The following is a 15,353-nucleotide window of genomic DNA, read 5'->3' on the forward strand; positions in this document are numbered from 1 at the left end:
GCCGTCGCACGGCTGACGGCAGGGTGACGGCAGGATCTAACGCAGGTGCCGGGGGTCCACGGCGGCGGCGATCGCCGTGTGGCCCTCGGTGCCCGGGTGCAGTCCGTCGCCGCTGTCGTACGCGGGCAGCAGCCGGGAGGGGCGGTCCGGGTCGCGCAGCGCCGCGTCGAAGTCGGCGACGGCGTCGAAGACCCGCCCGGTGCGCAGGGCCTCGTTGACCTCCCGGCGCACCGCGTCCGCCTCCGGGGTCCAGCGCGTCCAGCCCTCGAACGGGGTGATGGTGGCGCCCACCACCCGCAGCCCGGCGGACCGGGCGCGCAGGGCGAGTTGGCGGTACCCGGCCACCATCCGGGCCGGGTCGCGCTCGACCGGCAGATGGTGGAGGTCGTTGACGCCCAGGTGCACCAGGACCGTCCGCAGCCCCGGCAGCGACAGTACGTCCCGGTCGAAGCGGGCCTGGGCGCTCGGCCCGAAGCGGTCGCTGTCGAGCAGCAGCCGGTTGCCGCTGATGCCGAGGTTGGCGACGGCGGAGCCGGACAGTCTGCGGGCCAGCTGGTCGGGCCAGCGGAGGTCCGCGTCGTCGGGCGTGCCGGAGCCCTCCGCGATGGAGTCGCCCAGCACGGCGAGGACCGGGCCGCGCGCCCCGGTCGTCTCCACCCCGGTCAGGAGGAACACGGACCGGGTCCGGACCCCGTCGACGGTGTGCCAGGCATGCGTGTTGCGGTGGAAGGACAAGGGGCCGGTGGGGCCCGGGAGTCGCGTCTCGACGGTCAGCAGGGAGCCGTCCGCCACCCGGAGTCCCGCCACCGGGTCGCTGGTGAGGGAGGCGCCCGCCGCCAGCCACGCCCGGGCCCGCCCGCCGAAGGTGACCGGCCGCCCCCCGGCGGTCACCGGACCCACCAGCACCTGCGCGGTGCCGAACGCGTGCGCGTACCGCAGGCGGACCTGCCCGCCCGCCGAGAGCCGCAGCCGCGTCGTGCAGAGCCCGTCCGTGAGCCCGGCCGACGCGAGCGGATCGTCCGCGGTGGGCGCGGTCTGCGCGGTGGCCCAGGAAGTGGTCCAGGGCGTGCCCGCCCGGGGGAGGCCGGGCGCGGTGTTCGGGGCGGCCGACGCGTGCGGCGCGGCGGTGAAGGCCGCCGCGACCCCGGTCGCCGCCGCGTACAGCAGACTTCGTCTGGCCGGCGCGGGGACCTGGCCGGTCACCGGGAGAGCACCGGGGAGGAGGGGGCGGGGTGCCGAACGCTGCTCATGGGGTGCCTCCTGGAATCGACCACGGGGAGTGGGTGGGCCGAGCGGCTTGCATGCGCCTCGTGACATCCAACGGTCCTCGGATGAACCGATGGTGACGTCGGCACGCACCGGACGCGACGCCATTGTGGCGGGGGCCTCGGGCGGGGCGCCGCCGCACCGCGCACGGCGCCCCGCCCCGCCGCTCAGTCGGCCGACAGCACCCAGCCCGCCGCTTCGATCCGCCCCGCGTCCCGGGGCCGCTCGGAGTCGAAGACCGTGCGGCGCCCGTCCCGTACGCGCAGGGCGTCCACGTACGCGCCGCGCCCCACGTACAGCCGGTCCGTGGCATACCGCCACCGCAGCCGGAGGCCCGTGCCGCGCCAGGCCGACAGGTCCGCCTCCAGGTGGTGCCACACCCGCCCCGAGAAGCCGGTCACCGAGCCGGCCGGGTGCGGCAGCGGGTCCGGGCGGTGGCCGGGCCCCGGGCGCACGGTGGTGAACGGCACCGGCTGCCAGTCCTCCCCGCCCGCCGACGCCTCCAGGAAGAGACCGTCGGAGGCCGGTTCGGTGTCCCACCACAGCGCGCACTCCAGCCGGGCCCGTGCGGAGCCCAGGCGCAGGGCGGGCAGCGTGAGTGTGGCCGTGGAGGCGCTCGCCGTCCCGGAGAACCAGGCTGTGCGCCCCCGCTCGGGCCGCACCGGAACGGCCCGGGCGAGCTGGTTGGCGGCCGCCACCCGGGGCGCGCTGCCCGAACGCCAACTCCGCACCGGATGAACCGAGTTGCCCAGCACGATGAGGAAGGTGTCGGTCGTCGGGTCGAGCACCAGGCTGGTCCCGGTGAATCCGGTGTGCCCCGCGCTGCGCGGGGTCGCCATCGCGCCCATGTACCAGTGCTGGTAGAGCTCGAAGCCGAGGCCGTGCTCATCTCCCGGGAACGCGGTGTTGAAGTCGGTGAACAGCAGGTCCACCGACTCCTCGGACAGGATGCGGGAGCGGCCGTACACCCCGCCGTTGAGCAGCGTCCGGGCGAGCACCGCGAGATCCCAGGCGCAGGAGAACACCCCGGCGTGGCCCGCCACCCCGCCGAAGCCGAAGGCGTTCTCGTCGTGCACCTCGCCCCAGACGAGGCCGCGCTCCAGACCGGACCAGGGCAGCCGGGCGTCCTCGGTCGCCGCGATCTTCGGCTTCCAGGACGCGGGCGGGTTGTAGCGGGTGCGGTGCATCCCGAGCGGGGCGGTGATCTCCTCGCGGAGCAGGACGTCCAGGGTGCGGCCGGTGATCCGTTCCAGGATCAGTTGCAGCGAGATCAGGTTGAGGTCGGAGTACAGGTAGGCGCTGCCCGGGGTGCTCGCCGGGACCTCGTCCCACAGCATGCGGAGCTTGCCCTCCCGGGTCGGCTCCTTGTACAGCGGGATCCATGGGCGGAAACCCGAGGTGTGAGTGAGTAGTTGACGGACCGTGATGTCCTGCTTGCCGCCGCCCGCGAAGTCCGGAAGATATGACGCGACCGCCGCTTCCAGCTCCAGCCCGCCGCGTTCGATCTGCTGGACCGCCAGGAGCGAGGTGAAGAGTTTGGAGATCGAGGCGAGGTCGAAGACGGTGTCCTCGGCCATCGCGATCTGCTGGTCCGCCGGGAACTCCACCCCGGTGTCGGTCTTCTCGTCGTACGCCGCGTAGCGCACCGCCTTGCCGATCGGCCGGTGCAGCGCCACGGTGCCGCCCCGCCCGGCGAGCAGCACCGCGCCCGCGTACCAGGGGTGCTCGGGGGAGTCGGCGAGGTAGGCCTCGGCGTCCCGGACGAGCTGGTCCAGCGGCTCCTGGAGCAGCCCGGCGCGGGCCGCGCTGCCGCGCCGCAGTGTGGGCCGGTGCGCCCCTGCCTCCATGCCCGCTCCCGTGTCCGCCGCACTGCCCGGCACGCCCGTGCCGGAATCGCTGCGGGCGGCCGCGCCCGCGAGGGGGATCGGCGTCAGCGCGAGCGCCCCGCCCAGCGCCAGTATCCCGCCGCCCAGCCGCCGCCGGGCGATGCCGCTCCGGGCGGTGCGTGGGGTGTTCTCGGAGGTCCGCCCGTACCCCTGTGTGTCCCCGGTCATCCGCAACTCCTTCCCGCGCCTGACGTCCGGTCACCGGGCCGTGCCCGTACGCCGGAGCCCACGCGAAAGTAACTTCCGAAATCTCGCCGGTCAGTGAAAATTCCTGCCGCCGCAGAGATTACTGTCACCTCCCCGATTCCGGACGGGTCCAGGTCCGCAAAGAATCTGACACTGCATCAGAAAAGCTCTTCCCTCGGGTGCGCCGCTGCGGCATCCTGCCGCCCATGGAGACGGAACTGAGCCGCCGACTGGGGATCGAGCACGCCATCTTCGGCTTCACGCCGTTCCCCGAAGTCGCCGCGGCCATCACCAGAGCCGGTGGCTTCGGCGTGCTCGGAGCCGTCCGCTACACCGCCCCCGACGACCTCGCACGCGACCTCGACCGCCTGCACCGGCATGCCGACGGCAAGCCCTACGGCCTCGACGTCGTCATGCCCGCCAAGAAGGTCGAGGGCGTCACCGAGGCGGACGTCGAGGCGATGATCCCCGACGAGCACCGCGGATTCGTCCAGGAACTCCTGGCCCGCCACGGTGTGCCCGAACTGGCCGAGGGGGAGGCGTCCGGCTGGCGCATCACCGGCTGGATGGAGGAGGTCGCCCGGAGCCAGCTCGACGTGGCCTTCGACTACCCGATCAGACTCCTCGCCAACGCCCTCGGCTCCCCGCCCGCCGACGTCATCGCCCGCGCCCACGGCCACGGCGTGCTCGTCGCCGCCCTGGCCGGCAGCGCCCGGCACGCCCGGCGCCACGCGGAGGCGGGCATCGACGTCGTCGTCGCCCAGGGGTACGAGGCGGGCGGCCACACCGGCGAGATCGGCTCCATGGTGCTGGTCCCCGAAGTCGTCGAGGCCGTCGCCCCGCTGCCCGTGCTCGCCGCCGGAGGCATCGGCAGCGGCGAACAGGCCGCCGCCGGACTCGCCCTCGGCGCCCAGGGCGTCTGGCTCGGCTCCCTCTGGCTCACCACCGAGGAGGCCGACCTGCACTCCGAGGCCCTGACCGCCAAACTGCTCGCCGCCGGCTCCGGCGACACCGTCCGCTCCCGCGCCCTGACGGGCAAGCCCGCACGCCAGCTCCGTACCGCGTGGACGGACGCCTGGGACGACCCGGCAGGGCCCGGCACCCTGCCCATGCCGCTCCAGGGGCTGCTGGTCGCCGACGCCGTCTCCCGGATCCAGAAGTACGAGGTCGGCGAACTGCTCGGCACCCCCGTCGGGCAGATCGTCGGCCGCATGACCAGCGAACGCACCGTCCGGGCCGTCGTCGACGACCTCACCCGCGGCTTCGAACGGGCCGTCACCCGTATCAACCGCATCGCCGGAAGGAGCGCCACGTGAACCAGCCGCCGGGCGGCTTCTGGGCCCAGGCCGCCGCCGACCCCGACCGCACCGTCCTGATCGCCCCCGACGGCGAGGAGTGGAGCGCGGGCCGGCTGCACGCCGACGCCAACCGCATGGTCCACGGGTTACGGGCGGCGGGCCTGCGCGAGGGCGACGCGTTCGCGGTCGTCCTGCCCAACGGCGTCGAACTCCTCACCGCCTACCTCGCCGCCTCGCAGGCCGGCTTCTACCTCGTCCCCGTCAACCACCACCTCGTCGGCCCCGAGATCGCCTGGATCGTCGCCGACTCGGGCGCCCGCGTCCTGATCGCCCACGAACGCTTCGCGGCCGCCGCGACGGCCGCCGCCGACGAGGCCGGGCTGCCGACGAGCCACCGCTACGGCGTCGGCACGGTCCCCGGCAGCCGCCCGTACGCCGACCTCCTCGACGGCCACCCCGCCGACCCGCCCGAGGGCCGCACCCTGGGCTGGGTCATGAACTACACCTCGGGCACCACCGGCCGCCCGCGCGGCATCCGCCGCCCCCTGCCCGGCAGACGCCCCGAGGAGACCTACCTCGGCGGGTTCCTCGGCATCTTCGGCATCCGGCCATTCGACGACAACGTCCACCTCGTCTGCTCGCCGCTCTACCACACCGCCGTGCTCCAGTTCGCGGGCGCCGCCCTGCACATCGGCCACCCGCTGGTCCTGATGGACGGCTGGGCCCCCGAGGAGATGCTCCGCCTCATCGACGCGCACCGGTGCACCCACACCCATATGGTCCCCACCCAGTTCCACCGGCTGCTCGCCCTGCCCGAGGAGGTGAGGACCCGCTACGACGTCTCCTCGATGCGGCACGCCATCCACGGGGCCGCCCCCTGCCCCGACCACGTCAAACGCGCCATGATCGAGTGGTGGGGCAGCTGCGTCGAGGAGTACTACGCGGCCAGCGAGGGCGGCGGCGCGTTCGCCACCGCCGAGGACTGGCTGAAGAAGCCCGGGACCGTCGGAAAGGCCTGGCCGATCAGCGAGCTGGCCGTGTTCGACGACGACGGCAACCGGCTCCCGGCGGGCGAACTGGGCACCGTCTACATGAGGATGAGCACCGGCGGCTTCAGCTACCACAAGGACGAGACCAAGACCCGCAAGAACCGCATCGGCGACTTCTTCACCGTCGGCGACCTCGGCGTCCTGGACGCGGACGGCTATCTCTTCCTCCGCGACCGCAAGATCGACATGATCATCGCCGGGGGCGTCAACATCTACCCCGCCGAGATCGAGTCCGCTCTGCTCACCCACCCCGCCGTCGCGGACGCCGCCGCCTTCGGCATTCCGCACGCCGACCGGGGCGAGGAGGTCAAGGCGGTCGTGGAGCCGGCCGAGGGCCACGCACCGTCGGACGCCCTCGCCGCCGAGATCCTCGCCCACTGCGAGACCCGGCTCGCCGGGTACAAACGGCCCCGCTCCCTCGACTTCATCACCGCCATGCCCCGGGACCCCAACGGCAAGCTCTACAAACGGCGACTGCGCGAACCGTACTGGGAGGGCTTCGGCAGACCGCTGTAGCCGGAGCGGGTTCCGGGAGGGGGGCGCGCGGGCGGCGTGCGCCCCCTCCCGGACGTGCGCTACCGCCGCTCGTGCACCCGAACCACCCGCAGGGCCGGCGAGCGTGCGATGTCCTTCTCGCAGAACCGGGACGTCACCCAGCGCTCACCCGCGTACAGCCGGGTCTGGTCGCTGAAGTGCGGGGACTTCGGATTCTCCGACTGGGAGTACGTCAGCAGCGTCCGCGCCACCGGGCAGCGGCTGTCGTCCCAGCCGACCGCCTGGATGTAGCTGGAGCCCGACGACACCTCCGTATAGCCGCCGCCCGCCGCGTTCCACACCGGCTCGGTCTTGTTCCAGATACCCAGCGACTCCGTCCCGCCGCCGATCGGGAGCCGCTTGCCGTTGCGCACGACGAACTGGTGCTTGCCCAGCGGCGCGTCCAGCGCGATGCCCGCCGCCCGCAGCTCCGTCACCGCGTCCGCCAGGGCCCTGCCCACGCCGGGCGCCCCGGTGTCCAGGTCGCGCGGGGTGCGCACCGGATCGGCCGGGTCGAACGGCGTCCTCCACAGCTCGGCCGCCGGTACCGCCGACGTCTTCCGCCAGAAGCGGTCGAAGAGCAGCGCGCCCCGGCTGTCGCTGTCCACGCTCCGGTCCCAGCGCCGCAGCACCGTGCAGGCGGCCGACACGTCGACGGGCACACCACCCGTGCCCACCGCCGTACCGCCCGGCAGCGCGGCGCACCACTTCGCCACCTCCGCTGCGGCCAGCTCCCCGGCCGGCGCCCGGTTGGCGAACTGCTGCCGCTGAAGGTCCGCGACCCTGAGCCGGCCCTTGTCCGCCATCGACGCGACGTCCTCGATCGCGCCGCGCGTCCGCATCGACCGCGGCGTCGCGATCGTGCCGAAGACCCGCTCGTACCCGGTGAGCGGCCGGTCCGCGTTGGTCAGCCACGCACTGTCGTTCGAGTTCTCCACGTACGGCTGGTTCTTCAGCACCGGCATCCGGCTCGGGCCGAAGATCCCCGGCTGCACCGCGTCCCGGTCACGGCCCAGGGCGCAGTCCTTCCGCGAACCGTCGAGCACCGCGAGGCCGGAGGCGGGGTAGGTGGCCCGGCCCAGCGGGGTCGAGCAGCGCTCCGCCAGGTCGTCCGTGATCCTCGGCAGCACCTGCGACTGGGCGAAGAACGAGTTCCCCGCCCGGTCCGCCGCGATCGTATTCACCCACGGCATGCCCTGATGCCGGTGCAGCGACCGTTCGACGTCCTTCGTGCTGTGGGCCTTGCTGAAGCCCAGCCCCGTGTCGGCCATCCGCAGATTCGTCGCGTTGGGGTCGTTCAGCGCGTACGCCGTCGTCGCCGTCCACGGCAACGGCAGCGCCGCCCCCATCGACGTGACGACCGGCCCGTAGCGGGTCCACCACTGGGTGCGGGTCACATCGGCCGCGCCCTTGACCGGGACGCTCACCGTCCGTTTCGTCATCCGTTCCCGCTTGCCGTCCACCAGGTAGACGGTCGGATCGGCCGGGTCGAGGGTGAGCTGATGGAGATTCAGCGTCACCCCGGTGGCCACCGTATGGCTCCACGCCACATCCGCGTTGTGCCCGATCGAGATCGTCGTCGCGCCCAGCAGCGACGCGCCCGACACGTTCAGCTCTCCGGGGATCGTCTGCTGCGACTGCCAGAAGCGGCGTCCGCCCTGCCACGGGTAGTGCGGGTTGCCGAGCAGCAGCCCGCGCCCGTTCACCGTGGTGGAGCCGTCGAACGCCACCGCGTTGGACCCCATGTCCGCGTTCTGCGCCGACAGCAGCCGCTCGGCCGCCGACGCCGCCTCCTCGGGGGTGACCCCGGCCGCCGGGGGAGCGACGGTCGGCGGCTGCGCGGCCGTGATGCCGTCGATCCCGCGCCCCTGGCCGCCGAGCACCGCCAGCGCGTATCCGCGCGCCGCCACGTCCAGCGCCGTCACCGGGCGTACCCAGGAGGCGCCCCGGCAGGCCGGATCGGTGATCCGGTTCTGCGCGATCCAGGCGTTGTACCCGGCGGCGAACCCGCGCATCGTCTCCTTCACGTCCCGGCTCGGGCCGGCCGGCGCGGGCGCCTCCAACAGCTTCTCCACCGTGCCGCTGTCCCGGACGCCCCGGAAGTACAGATCGCTGGAGAGGTTCGTCGCCGCCGAGGACAGCGAGAAGTCCGTGGCCGCGTCCGGCCCGAAGAACCTCGACCGCTCTCCGCGCACCGTGAGGAAGCCGTCCGCCAGCGTGCACACCTGGTCGGCGGCCTGCGCCCAGCCGGTGCCGAATCCGAGCCGCGCGTAGTCCTTGGCCACGATGTGCGGAATGCCGTACTCCGTGTACCGGATGACGGCGGAGAGCCCGCCGCCGGACGGGTGCCGCTCCCGCCCCGCCCCGGAGGCGGTGGCCGGCGGCAGCGACGCCGACACGGTGAACAGGGCGAGACCGGCAACCCCGAGCAGTCTCAGACGGTTTCGCAATCTCAAGGTGTTCCTCCCAACGGTGCGGGTGGCACAGGCGGTTGACCGGACCGTCCGGACAGCCAGGCGCCACTCAGCCAGGGAGCCCCGGCAACTGTCAACCGTCTGGTCGGTATCCGGCCTCTTGACCCCCGGGACCCGGCCCGCACAGGATCACGCCATGACAGGTGTACGCATCAGCACAGTCGACGGTGTCCTCACCCGCAGCGCCCGGCGCACCCCCGAACGGACCGCCGTGCGGTACGCCGGCCGGTCCTGGACCTACCGCTCCCTGGACGCCGCCGTCTCCACGGCCGCCGCCGTCCTCACCGAGGAGCACGGACTCGCCCCCGGCGACCGGGTGGCCGCCTACGCGCACAACTCGGACGCCTACCTGATCGGCTTCCTCGCCTGCGCCCGGGCCGGCCTCGTCCACGTACCGGTCAATCAGAACCTCACCGGTGACGACCTGGCCTACCTCCTCGACCAGTCCGGCTCCTGTCTCGTGCTGACCGACCCGGACCTCGCCGGGCGGCTTCCCGCCGGCCGTACCGTACGCGCGCTGCGTGACGCTCCCGGTTCGCTGCTCGACGCCCTGGGGACGGAACGGCCCTTCACCCCGGGGCGCCCGCCCGCCTCCGACGACCTGGTGCAGCTGCTGTACACCTCCGGCACCACCGCCCTGCCCAAGGGCGCGATGATGACGCACGGGGCCCTGGTCCACGAGTACGTCAGCGCGATCACCGCGCTCGATCTCGCCGCCGCCGACCGGCCCGTGCACTCCCTGCCGCTCTACCACTCGGCCCAGATGCACGTGTTCCTGCTGCCCTATCTGGCGGTGGGCGCGGAGAATACGATCCTGGACGCGCCGGACGCCGCCTCGATCTTCGACCTCGTCGAACAGGGCCTGGCCGACAGCCTGTTCGCGCCACCCACCGTCTGGATCGGCCTCGCCAACCACCCGGACTTCGCCACCCGCGACCTCGGCGGACTGCGAAAGGCCTTCTACGGGGCCTCGATCATGCCCGTCCCCGTCCTGGAGCGACTGCGCGAACGGCTGCCCCGCCTGGCGTTCTACAACTGCTTCGGACAGAGCGAGATCGGCCCGCTGGCCACCGTGCTGGGCCCCGACGAGCACGAGGGCCGCATGGACTCCTGCGGCCGGCCGGTCCTCTTCGTGGAGGCCCGCGTCGTCGACGAGAAGGGCGAGGACGTCCCCGACGGAACCCCCGGCGAGGTCGTCTACCGGTCGCCCCAGCTGTGCACCGGCTACTGGGAGAAGCCCGAGGAGACCGCAGAGGCGTTCCGCGACGGCTGGTTCCGCTCCGGCGACCTCGCCGTCCGTGACGCCGAGGGCTTCCTCACCGTCGTCGACCGGGTCAAGGACGTCATCAACTCCGGTGGCGTGCTCGTCGCCTCCCGCCAGGTCGAGGACGCGCTCTACACCCACCCCGCCGTCGCCGAGACCGCAGTCGTCGGCCTCCCCGACGACCACTGGATCGAGGCCGTCACCGCCGTCGTCGTCCGGCGCCCCGACGCGGCCGTGGACGAGGAGGACCTCATCGCCCACGCCCGCGAGAGGCTCACCGCCTTCAAAGCACCTAAGCGGGTGGTGTTCGTCGACCGACTGCCGCGCAACGCCAGCGGAAAGATCCTCAAGCGGCAACTGCGGGACGAACTGACCTGATCCGGCCCCTTACAGCCGCCCCGCCGCCCCGCCGCCACGGTCCGCCGCGGAAACCGCTGGGTGCGCTCCTCGCGCGGCGCGCCGAACGCCTCCTCGGGCGTGCCGCGCGCCGCGCGAGGAGCGCACCCCGGCCTCGGGGAAGCATCGTGGGAACGGGTGTTGCGGCGAGGTGAACAGCCCCGGTCGGTGCCGCTGTTCACCCCGTGCCGGACTCCTTCTCCCGCAGGTCGACGATCCGCCGGATCTTGCCCACCGAACGCTCCAGCGTCTCCGGATCCACGACCTCGACGTTCACCGACACCCCGACGCCGTCCTTCACCGCCGCCGCGATGCCCCGCGCCGCCTTCTCCCGCTCGTCGGCCGTCGCGTCCGCCCGCGCCTCCGCGAGGACCGTCAGCGCGTCCAGCCGCCCCTCCCGGGTCAGCCGCAGCTGGAAGTGCGGGGCGACGCCCGGCGTCCCGAGCACGATCTCCTCGATCTGCGTGGGGAAGAGGTTCACCCCGCGCAGGATCACCAGGTCGTCGCTGCGGCCGGTGACCTTCTCCATCCGCCGGAACGTCCGCGCCGTCCCCGGCAGCAGCCGCGTCAGGTCCCGGGTCCGGTAACGGATCACCGGCATCGCCTCCTTGGTCAGCGAGGTGAAGACCAGCTCCCCCTCCTCACCGTCGGGAAGCACCTCACCGGTGAACGGGTCCACGACCTCCGGATAGAAGTGGTCCTCCCAGATGTGCAGCCCGTCCTTCGTCTCCACGCACTCCTGCGCCACCCCCGGGCCCATCACCTCCGAGAGCCCGTAGATGTCCACCGCGTCGATCGCGAACCTTTCCTCGATCTCCCGGCGCATCCCCTCGGTCCACGGCTCCGCGCCGAAGATCCCCACCTTCAGGGACGTCGAACGCGGATCGACGCCCTGCCGCTCGAACTCGTCCAGCAGCGTCAGCATGTACGACGGCGTGATCATGATGATCTCGGGCCGGAAGTCCTGGATCAGCCGCACCTGGCGCGCGGTCATCCCCCCGGAGGCCGGGATCACTGTGCAGCCGAGCCGCTCCGCCCCGTAGTGCGCCCCGAGTCCACCGGTGAACAGCCCGTAACCGTACGCCACATGGACCTTGTGGCCGGGGCGGCCGCCCGCGGCCCGGATCGACCGGGCCACCACGTCCGCCCAGGTGTCCAGATCCCGTTCGGTGTACCCGACGACTGTCGGCCGCCCCGTCGTGCCGCTGGAGGCGTGGATCCTACGCACCTCGTGTTCTGGCACGGCGAACATCCCGAAGGGGTAGTTGTCCCGCAGATCCGTCTTCGCGGTGAACGGGAAACGGGCCAGATCGGCGAGCGTCCGGCAGTCCTCGGGCTTCAGCCCTCCGCGGTCGAAGGCGTTCCGGTAGAAGGGAACGTTGTCGTACGCGTGACGCAGAGTGGTCCGCAGCCGCTCCAGTTGCAGGGCCTCCAGCTCGCCCCGGCCGAGCCGTTCCGCCGCGTCCAGCATCGCCGTCATAAGGACCCTCACCTCTCCCGGAGCGGGCGACCGATCATTCGGTCGATCTTCCTGGGAGCAGTAATTCAGGAGGCCGGGGGCGCTGGCAAGAGGGGCGCACGCATCGCTGGGGATCAGCTCCCCGCGAAGTCCGCTGTGCCTGCCCGCGGCTTCCTGTTTGGATGGGGCGTATGCCGATCTTCTCCGCGTACGACACGACCCCGCTCGCCTGGCACCCGGTGGGGGAGGGCGAGCCGCTGATCTGTCTGCCCGGCGGGCCGATGCGGGCGAGCGCGTATCTCGGGGACCTCGGAGGGCTCGCCGCGCGCCGCCGGCTCGTCCTGCTGGACCTGCGCGGCACCGGCGCGTCCGGTGTGCCCGAGGACCCCTCGACGTACCGCTGCGACCGCCTCGTCGACGACGTGGAAGCCCTGCGCGAACACCTGGGCCTGGAGCGCGTCGACCTGCTGGCGCACTCCGCCGGAGCCGACCTCGCCCTCCTGTACGCCGCCCGCCACCCGGAACGGCTGCGCACCCTGACCCTCGTCACCCCCGGCACCCGCGCCGTCGGCATCGAAGTGACCGACGACGATCTGCGCGAGGCCGCCGAACTGCGGCGCGACGAGCCCTGGTACCCCGAGGCACGGGCCGCCCAGGAGGCACTGCTCGCCGGAGGGCCGTTCGCCGAGCTGTGGCCCGCCGTCCGGCCCCTCACCTACGGCCGCTGGGACGAGGCGGCACGCGCCCACGCCGAGGCATCCGCCGGCCAGACCAACGTGGAAGCCCGCGGGCGCTACCCGGAGGAAGGGGCCTTCGACCCCGCCGCCACCGCCGCCGCCCTGCGCGAGGTGACCGTGCCGGTCCTCGTCCTCGCCGGGGAGTACGACGGCCACCCCGGCCCGGACCGGGCCGCGGAGCTCGCCGCGCTCTTCCCGGGCGCCGAGTTCGTCGTCCAGCGCGGCGCGGGGCACTTCCCGTGGCTGGACGATCCGGGGGCCTTCGCCCGTACGGTCGAGGCCTTCCTCGACCCGGAGATCCTGAGCGTCCAGGCGGGCGGGGTCCGGCTCTCCTGCCGGGTGTGGGGCGCCCCCGACGCCCCGCCCGTCGTCCTCCTGCACGGCCGGGCGGGCTCCGGCGGGACCTGGTCCCGGATCGCGCGGGACCTGGCCGCCGATCACCGCGTGTACGCCCCCGACTTCCGCGGCCACGGCCTGAGCGACTGGCCCGGCCGCTACTCCTTCGAGATGTTCCGCGACGACCTGCACGCCTTCCTGGAAGCCCGCAACCTCGCCGGGGCGACCGTCGTCGGGCACTCCATGGGCGGGGTCGCCGCCTACCTGCTGGCCCAGCGGGAACCGGGCCTGATCGGACGGCTGATCATCGAGGACGCGCCGCCCCTCCTCCCGCTCGACCCGCCCCGGCCGCCCTCCGTCCGCCCCGACGGCGACCTCGACTTCGACTGGCCCGTCGTTCCCGACATCGACGCCCAGCTGAACAACCCCGACCCGGCCGTCCGGGACCGCTTCGCGGAGATCACCGTCCCCACCCTCGTCATCGGTGGCGGGCCCGGCAGCCACATCGACCAGGAACAGCTCGCGCAGATGGTCCGCGCGATACCGGACGCCGAACTGGTCACCATCGACGCCGGACACCTCATCCACGAGGACCGGCCGGAGGAATTCCTCGCCGCGCTCCGGTCGTTCGGCCTGGGCTGACCGTCGGCGCCGCCTCGGCGGGGCCGGGGCCGGCCGGGCACGGTGGTCGGGTCGCGGCCCGCGCCGGGTCGCGCCGCCCGCCGTCCACCGCCGCTGGACCGTTCCGCACGGGCCGCCTCAGTCGCCCCGCTTCGTCCCGGCCGCCGCCACCGCCTTCGCCCACCGGTAGTCCGCCTTGCCGCTCGGCGAGCGCTGGATCCGGTCGGCGAGCACCAGCGCGCGGGGGATCTTGTAGCCGGCCAGCCGGGTCCGGCAGTGGGACTGGACCGCCTGGAGGGTCAACGGGTCAGCTCCCTCGCGCAGTTGGACCACGGCGGCGACCCGGTTGCCCCAGCGCTCGTCGGGGACGCCCGCGACGAGGGCGTCGTACACATCCGCATGCGACTTGAGCGCCTGCTCGACCTCCTCCGGATACACCTTCTCCCCACCGGTGTTGATGCACTGCGAGCCCCGCCCCAGCACCGTGACGATGCCGTCCTTGTCCACGGTCGCCATGTCGCCCAGCAGCACCCAGCGCTCATCGCCCCGGCGGAAGAAGGTGTCGGCGGTCTTGGCCGGGTCGTTGTAGTAGCCGAGCGGCACATGTCCGCGCTGGGCGATGCGGCCCGGCTCGCCGGGGGCCACCGGCTCGTACGTCACCGGATCGACCACCGCCGTACGGGCGTTGACCTGGACCCGGAAGCCCTTCTCGGGACCCGAGTCCGCGGTGGCCGTGCCGTTGAAGCCGGACTCGGAGGAGCCGAAGTTGTTCAGCAGCAGCGCCGTCGGGACGAGCGCCTGGAACTCCGCGCGTACCGAGTCCGACATGATCGCCCCGGAGCTGGAGACGGAGAACAGCGACGAACAGTCCGTCCCGCGCAGCGGCCCCTTCAAGCAGTCGATCAGCGGACGCAGCATCGCGTCGCCGACCAGCGACACGCTCGTGACTTTCTCCCTCTCGATCGTCCGCAGCACCTCCTCCGGCACGAACTTGCGTTGCACGACCACGCGTTGGCCGAAGTTGAAAGCGATGAAGGCGGTCAGGGTGGAGGTCCCGTGCATCAGCGGCGGGGTGGGGAAGAAGGTGATGCCGTCGCCGCCCGCCGCGACCCGTTCCGCCAGCTCCTGCGGGGTCTTCACCGGCTCGCCGGTCGGTGCTCCGCCCCCCAGGCCCGAGAAGAACAGGTCCTCCTGACGCCACATCACCCCCTTGGGCATCCCGGTCGTGCCGCCCGTGTAGATGATGAACTGGTCGTCGGCCGAGCGCGGTGCGAATCCGCGCTCCGGGGAGCCGGACGCCTCCGCCTCGGTGAAGGGCACGGCCACCGGCCCGGGGGCGGCCGTGGTGGCAGCGGGCCCCACCCGGACCAGGTGGCGCAGGCCCGGGGCGCGCGGGGCGGCCGCCGCCACCCGCTCGTCGAACTCGCCGTCGAAGACCAGCGCCGCCAGATCGGCATCCCGGTAGAGGTAGACCAACTCCTCCTCGACGTAACGGTAATTGACATTCACCGGCACGATCCGCGCCTTGAGCGCTCCCAGGACCGTCTGGAGGTACTCCACCCCGTTGTAGAGGTGCAGCCCCAGATGCTCGCCCGGCCGGATCCCGGCGTCGATCAGGTGGTGGGCGATGCGGTTGGCGGCGGTGTCCAGCTCCGCGTACGTGAGCCGGCGCTCCGCGCCCGTACCGGGATGGTCGACGTACAGGAGCGCCTCGCGGCCGGGCACCGCGTCGACGACCGACTCGAACAGGTCGGCAAGGTTGTACTCCACCGTTCCTCCTGACCCCGGATGACTGGCGACTCGGGCGTCATTAGAGCGCCGGTCGGCACAAGTGGGAAGGGGCGGCG

9 protein-coding genes are annotated in these 15,353 nt (G+C 72.9%); 4 read left to right on the plus strand and 5 right to left on the minus strand.

The window, feature by feature from the left end:
• Positions 1–36: 36 nt before the first annotated feature.
• Positions 37–1,203, minus strand: a complete 1,167-nt coding sequence (locus IE145_RS07820; protein ID WP_189520149.1) for an SGNH/GDSL hydrolase family protein — start codon at positions 1,201–1,203, stop codon at positions 37–39.
• 230 nt (positions 1,204–1,433) lie between these two features.
• Positions 1,434–3,320 (minus strand): serine hydrolase domain-containing protein, encoded by a 1,887-nt coding sequence (locus IE145_RS07825; protein ID WP_189520150.1) that lies wholly within the window; start codon positions 3,318–3,320, stop codon positions 1,434–1,436.
• A gap of 224 nt (positions 3,321–3,544) precedes the next feature.
• Here IE145_RS07825 and IE145_RS07830 point away from each other — a divergent pair, with 224 nt between their 5' ends.
• A complete protein-coding gene (locus IE145_RS07830; RefSeq protein WP_189520151.1) occupies positions 3,545–4,654 on the plus strand; it encodes an NAD(P)H-dependent flavin oxidoreductase in 1,110 nt (369 codons plus the stop codon).
• The gene (locus tag IE145_RS07835; RefSeq protein ID WP_189520152.1) at positions 4,651–6,201 is read left to right on the plus strand and encodes an acyl-CoA synthetase; all 1,551 of its coding nucleotides are present in this window, start codon (positions 4,651–4,653) and stop codon (positions 6,199–6,201) included. Before IE145_RS07830 ends, IE145_RS07835 begins: the two co-directional genes overlap by 4 nt.
• A 59-nt stretch (positions 6,202–6,260) precedes the next feature.
• On the opposite strand, the gene IE145_RS07840 is transcribed toward IE145_RS07835, so the two are convergent.
• The gene (locus IE145_RS07840) at positions 6,261–8,675 is read right to left on the minus strand and encodes an acylase (protein WP_189520153.1); all 2,415 of its coding nucleotides are present in this window, start codon (positions 8,673–8,675) and stop codon (positions 6,261–6,263) included.
• Positions 8,676–8,829: 154 nt separating this feature from the next.
• Between IE145_RS07840 and IE145_RS07845 the strand changes: the two genes are divergently transcribed.
• The gene (locus tag IE145_RS07845) at positions 8,830–10,335 is read left to right on the plus strand and encodes an acyl-CoA synthetase (RefSeq protein ID WP_189520154.1); all 1,506 of its coding nucleotides are present in this window, start codon (positions 8,830–8,832) and stop codon (positions 10,333–10,335) included.
• 196 nt (positions 10,336–10,531) lie between these two features.
• Here the strand turns inward: IE145_RS07845 and paaK are convergent, their stop codons facing one another.
• Positions 10,532–11,833 (minus strand): phenylacetate--CoA ligase PaaK, encoded by a 1,302-nt coding sequence (gene paaK / locus IE145_RS07850; RefSeq protein WP_189520155.1) that lies wholly within the window; start codon positions 11,831–11,833, stop codon positions 10,532–10,534.
• Between the two features lie 170 nt (positions 11,834–12,003).
• On the opposite strand from paaK, the gene IE145_RS07855 reads away from it, so the two are divergent.
• Entirely contained in the window at positions 12,004–13,527 is a 1,524-nt protein-coding gene (locus IE145_RS07855; protein WP_189520156.1) for an alpha/beta fold hydrolase, read from the plus strand.
• A gap of 117 nt (positions 13,528–13,644) precedes the next feature.
• Here the strand turns inward: IE145_RS07855 and IE145_RS07860 are convergent, their stop codons facing one another.
• Positions 13,645–15,276 carry an acyl-CoA synthetase gene (locus IE145_RS07860; protein WP_189520157.1) on the minus strand — a complete coding sequence of 544 codons (1,632 nt, stop codon included), beginning with the start codon at positions 15,274–15,276 and terminating at the stop codon, positions 13,645–13,647.
• Between the last annotated feature and the right edge of the window lie 77 nt (positions 15,277–15,353).

This window comes from Streptomyces sindenensis (genome assembly GCF_014649035.1).
In the GTDB taxonomy this organism is placed as follows: domain Bacteria; phylum Actinomycetota; class Actinomycetes; order Streptomycetales; family Streptomycetaceae; genus Streptomyces; species Streptomyces sindenensis.

Excerpts from the sequence above, each read along its gene's own strand:
- IE145_RS07825 (WP_189520150.1), bottom strand. The coding sequence starts at position 3,320 with ATGACCGGGGACACACAGGGGTACGGGCGGACCTCCGAGAACACCCCA.
- IE145_RS07830 (WP_189520151.1), top strand. The coding sequence starts at position 3,545 with ATGGAGACGGAACTGAGCCGCCGACTGGGGATCGAGCACGCCATCTTC.
- IE145_RS07845 (WP_189520154.1), top strand. The coding sequence starts at position 8,830 with ATGACAGGTGTACGCATCAGCACAGTCGACGGTGTCCTCACCCGCAGC.
- paaK (WP_189520155.1), bottom strand. The coding sequence starts at position 11,833 with ATGACGGCGATGCTGGACGCGGCGGAACGGCTCGGCCGGGGCGAGCTG.
- IE145_RS07855 (WP_189520156.1), top strand. The coding sequence starts at position 12,004 with ATGCCGATCTTCTCCGCGTACGACACGACCCCGCTCGCCTGGCACCCG.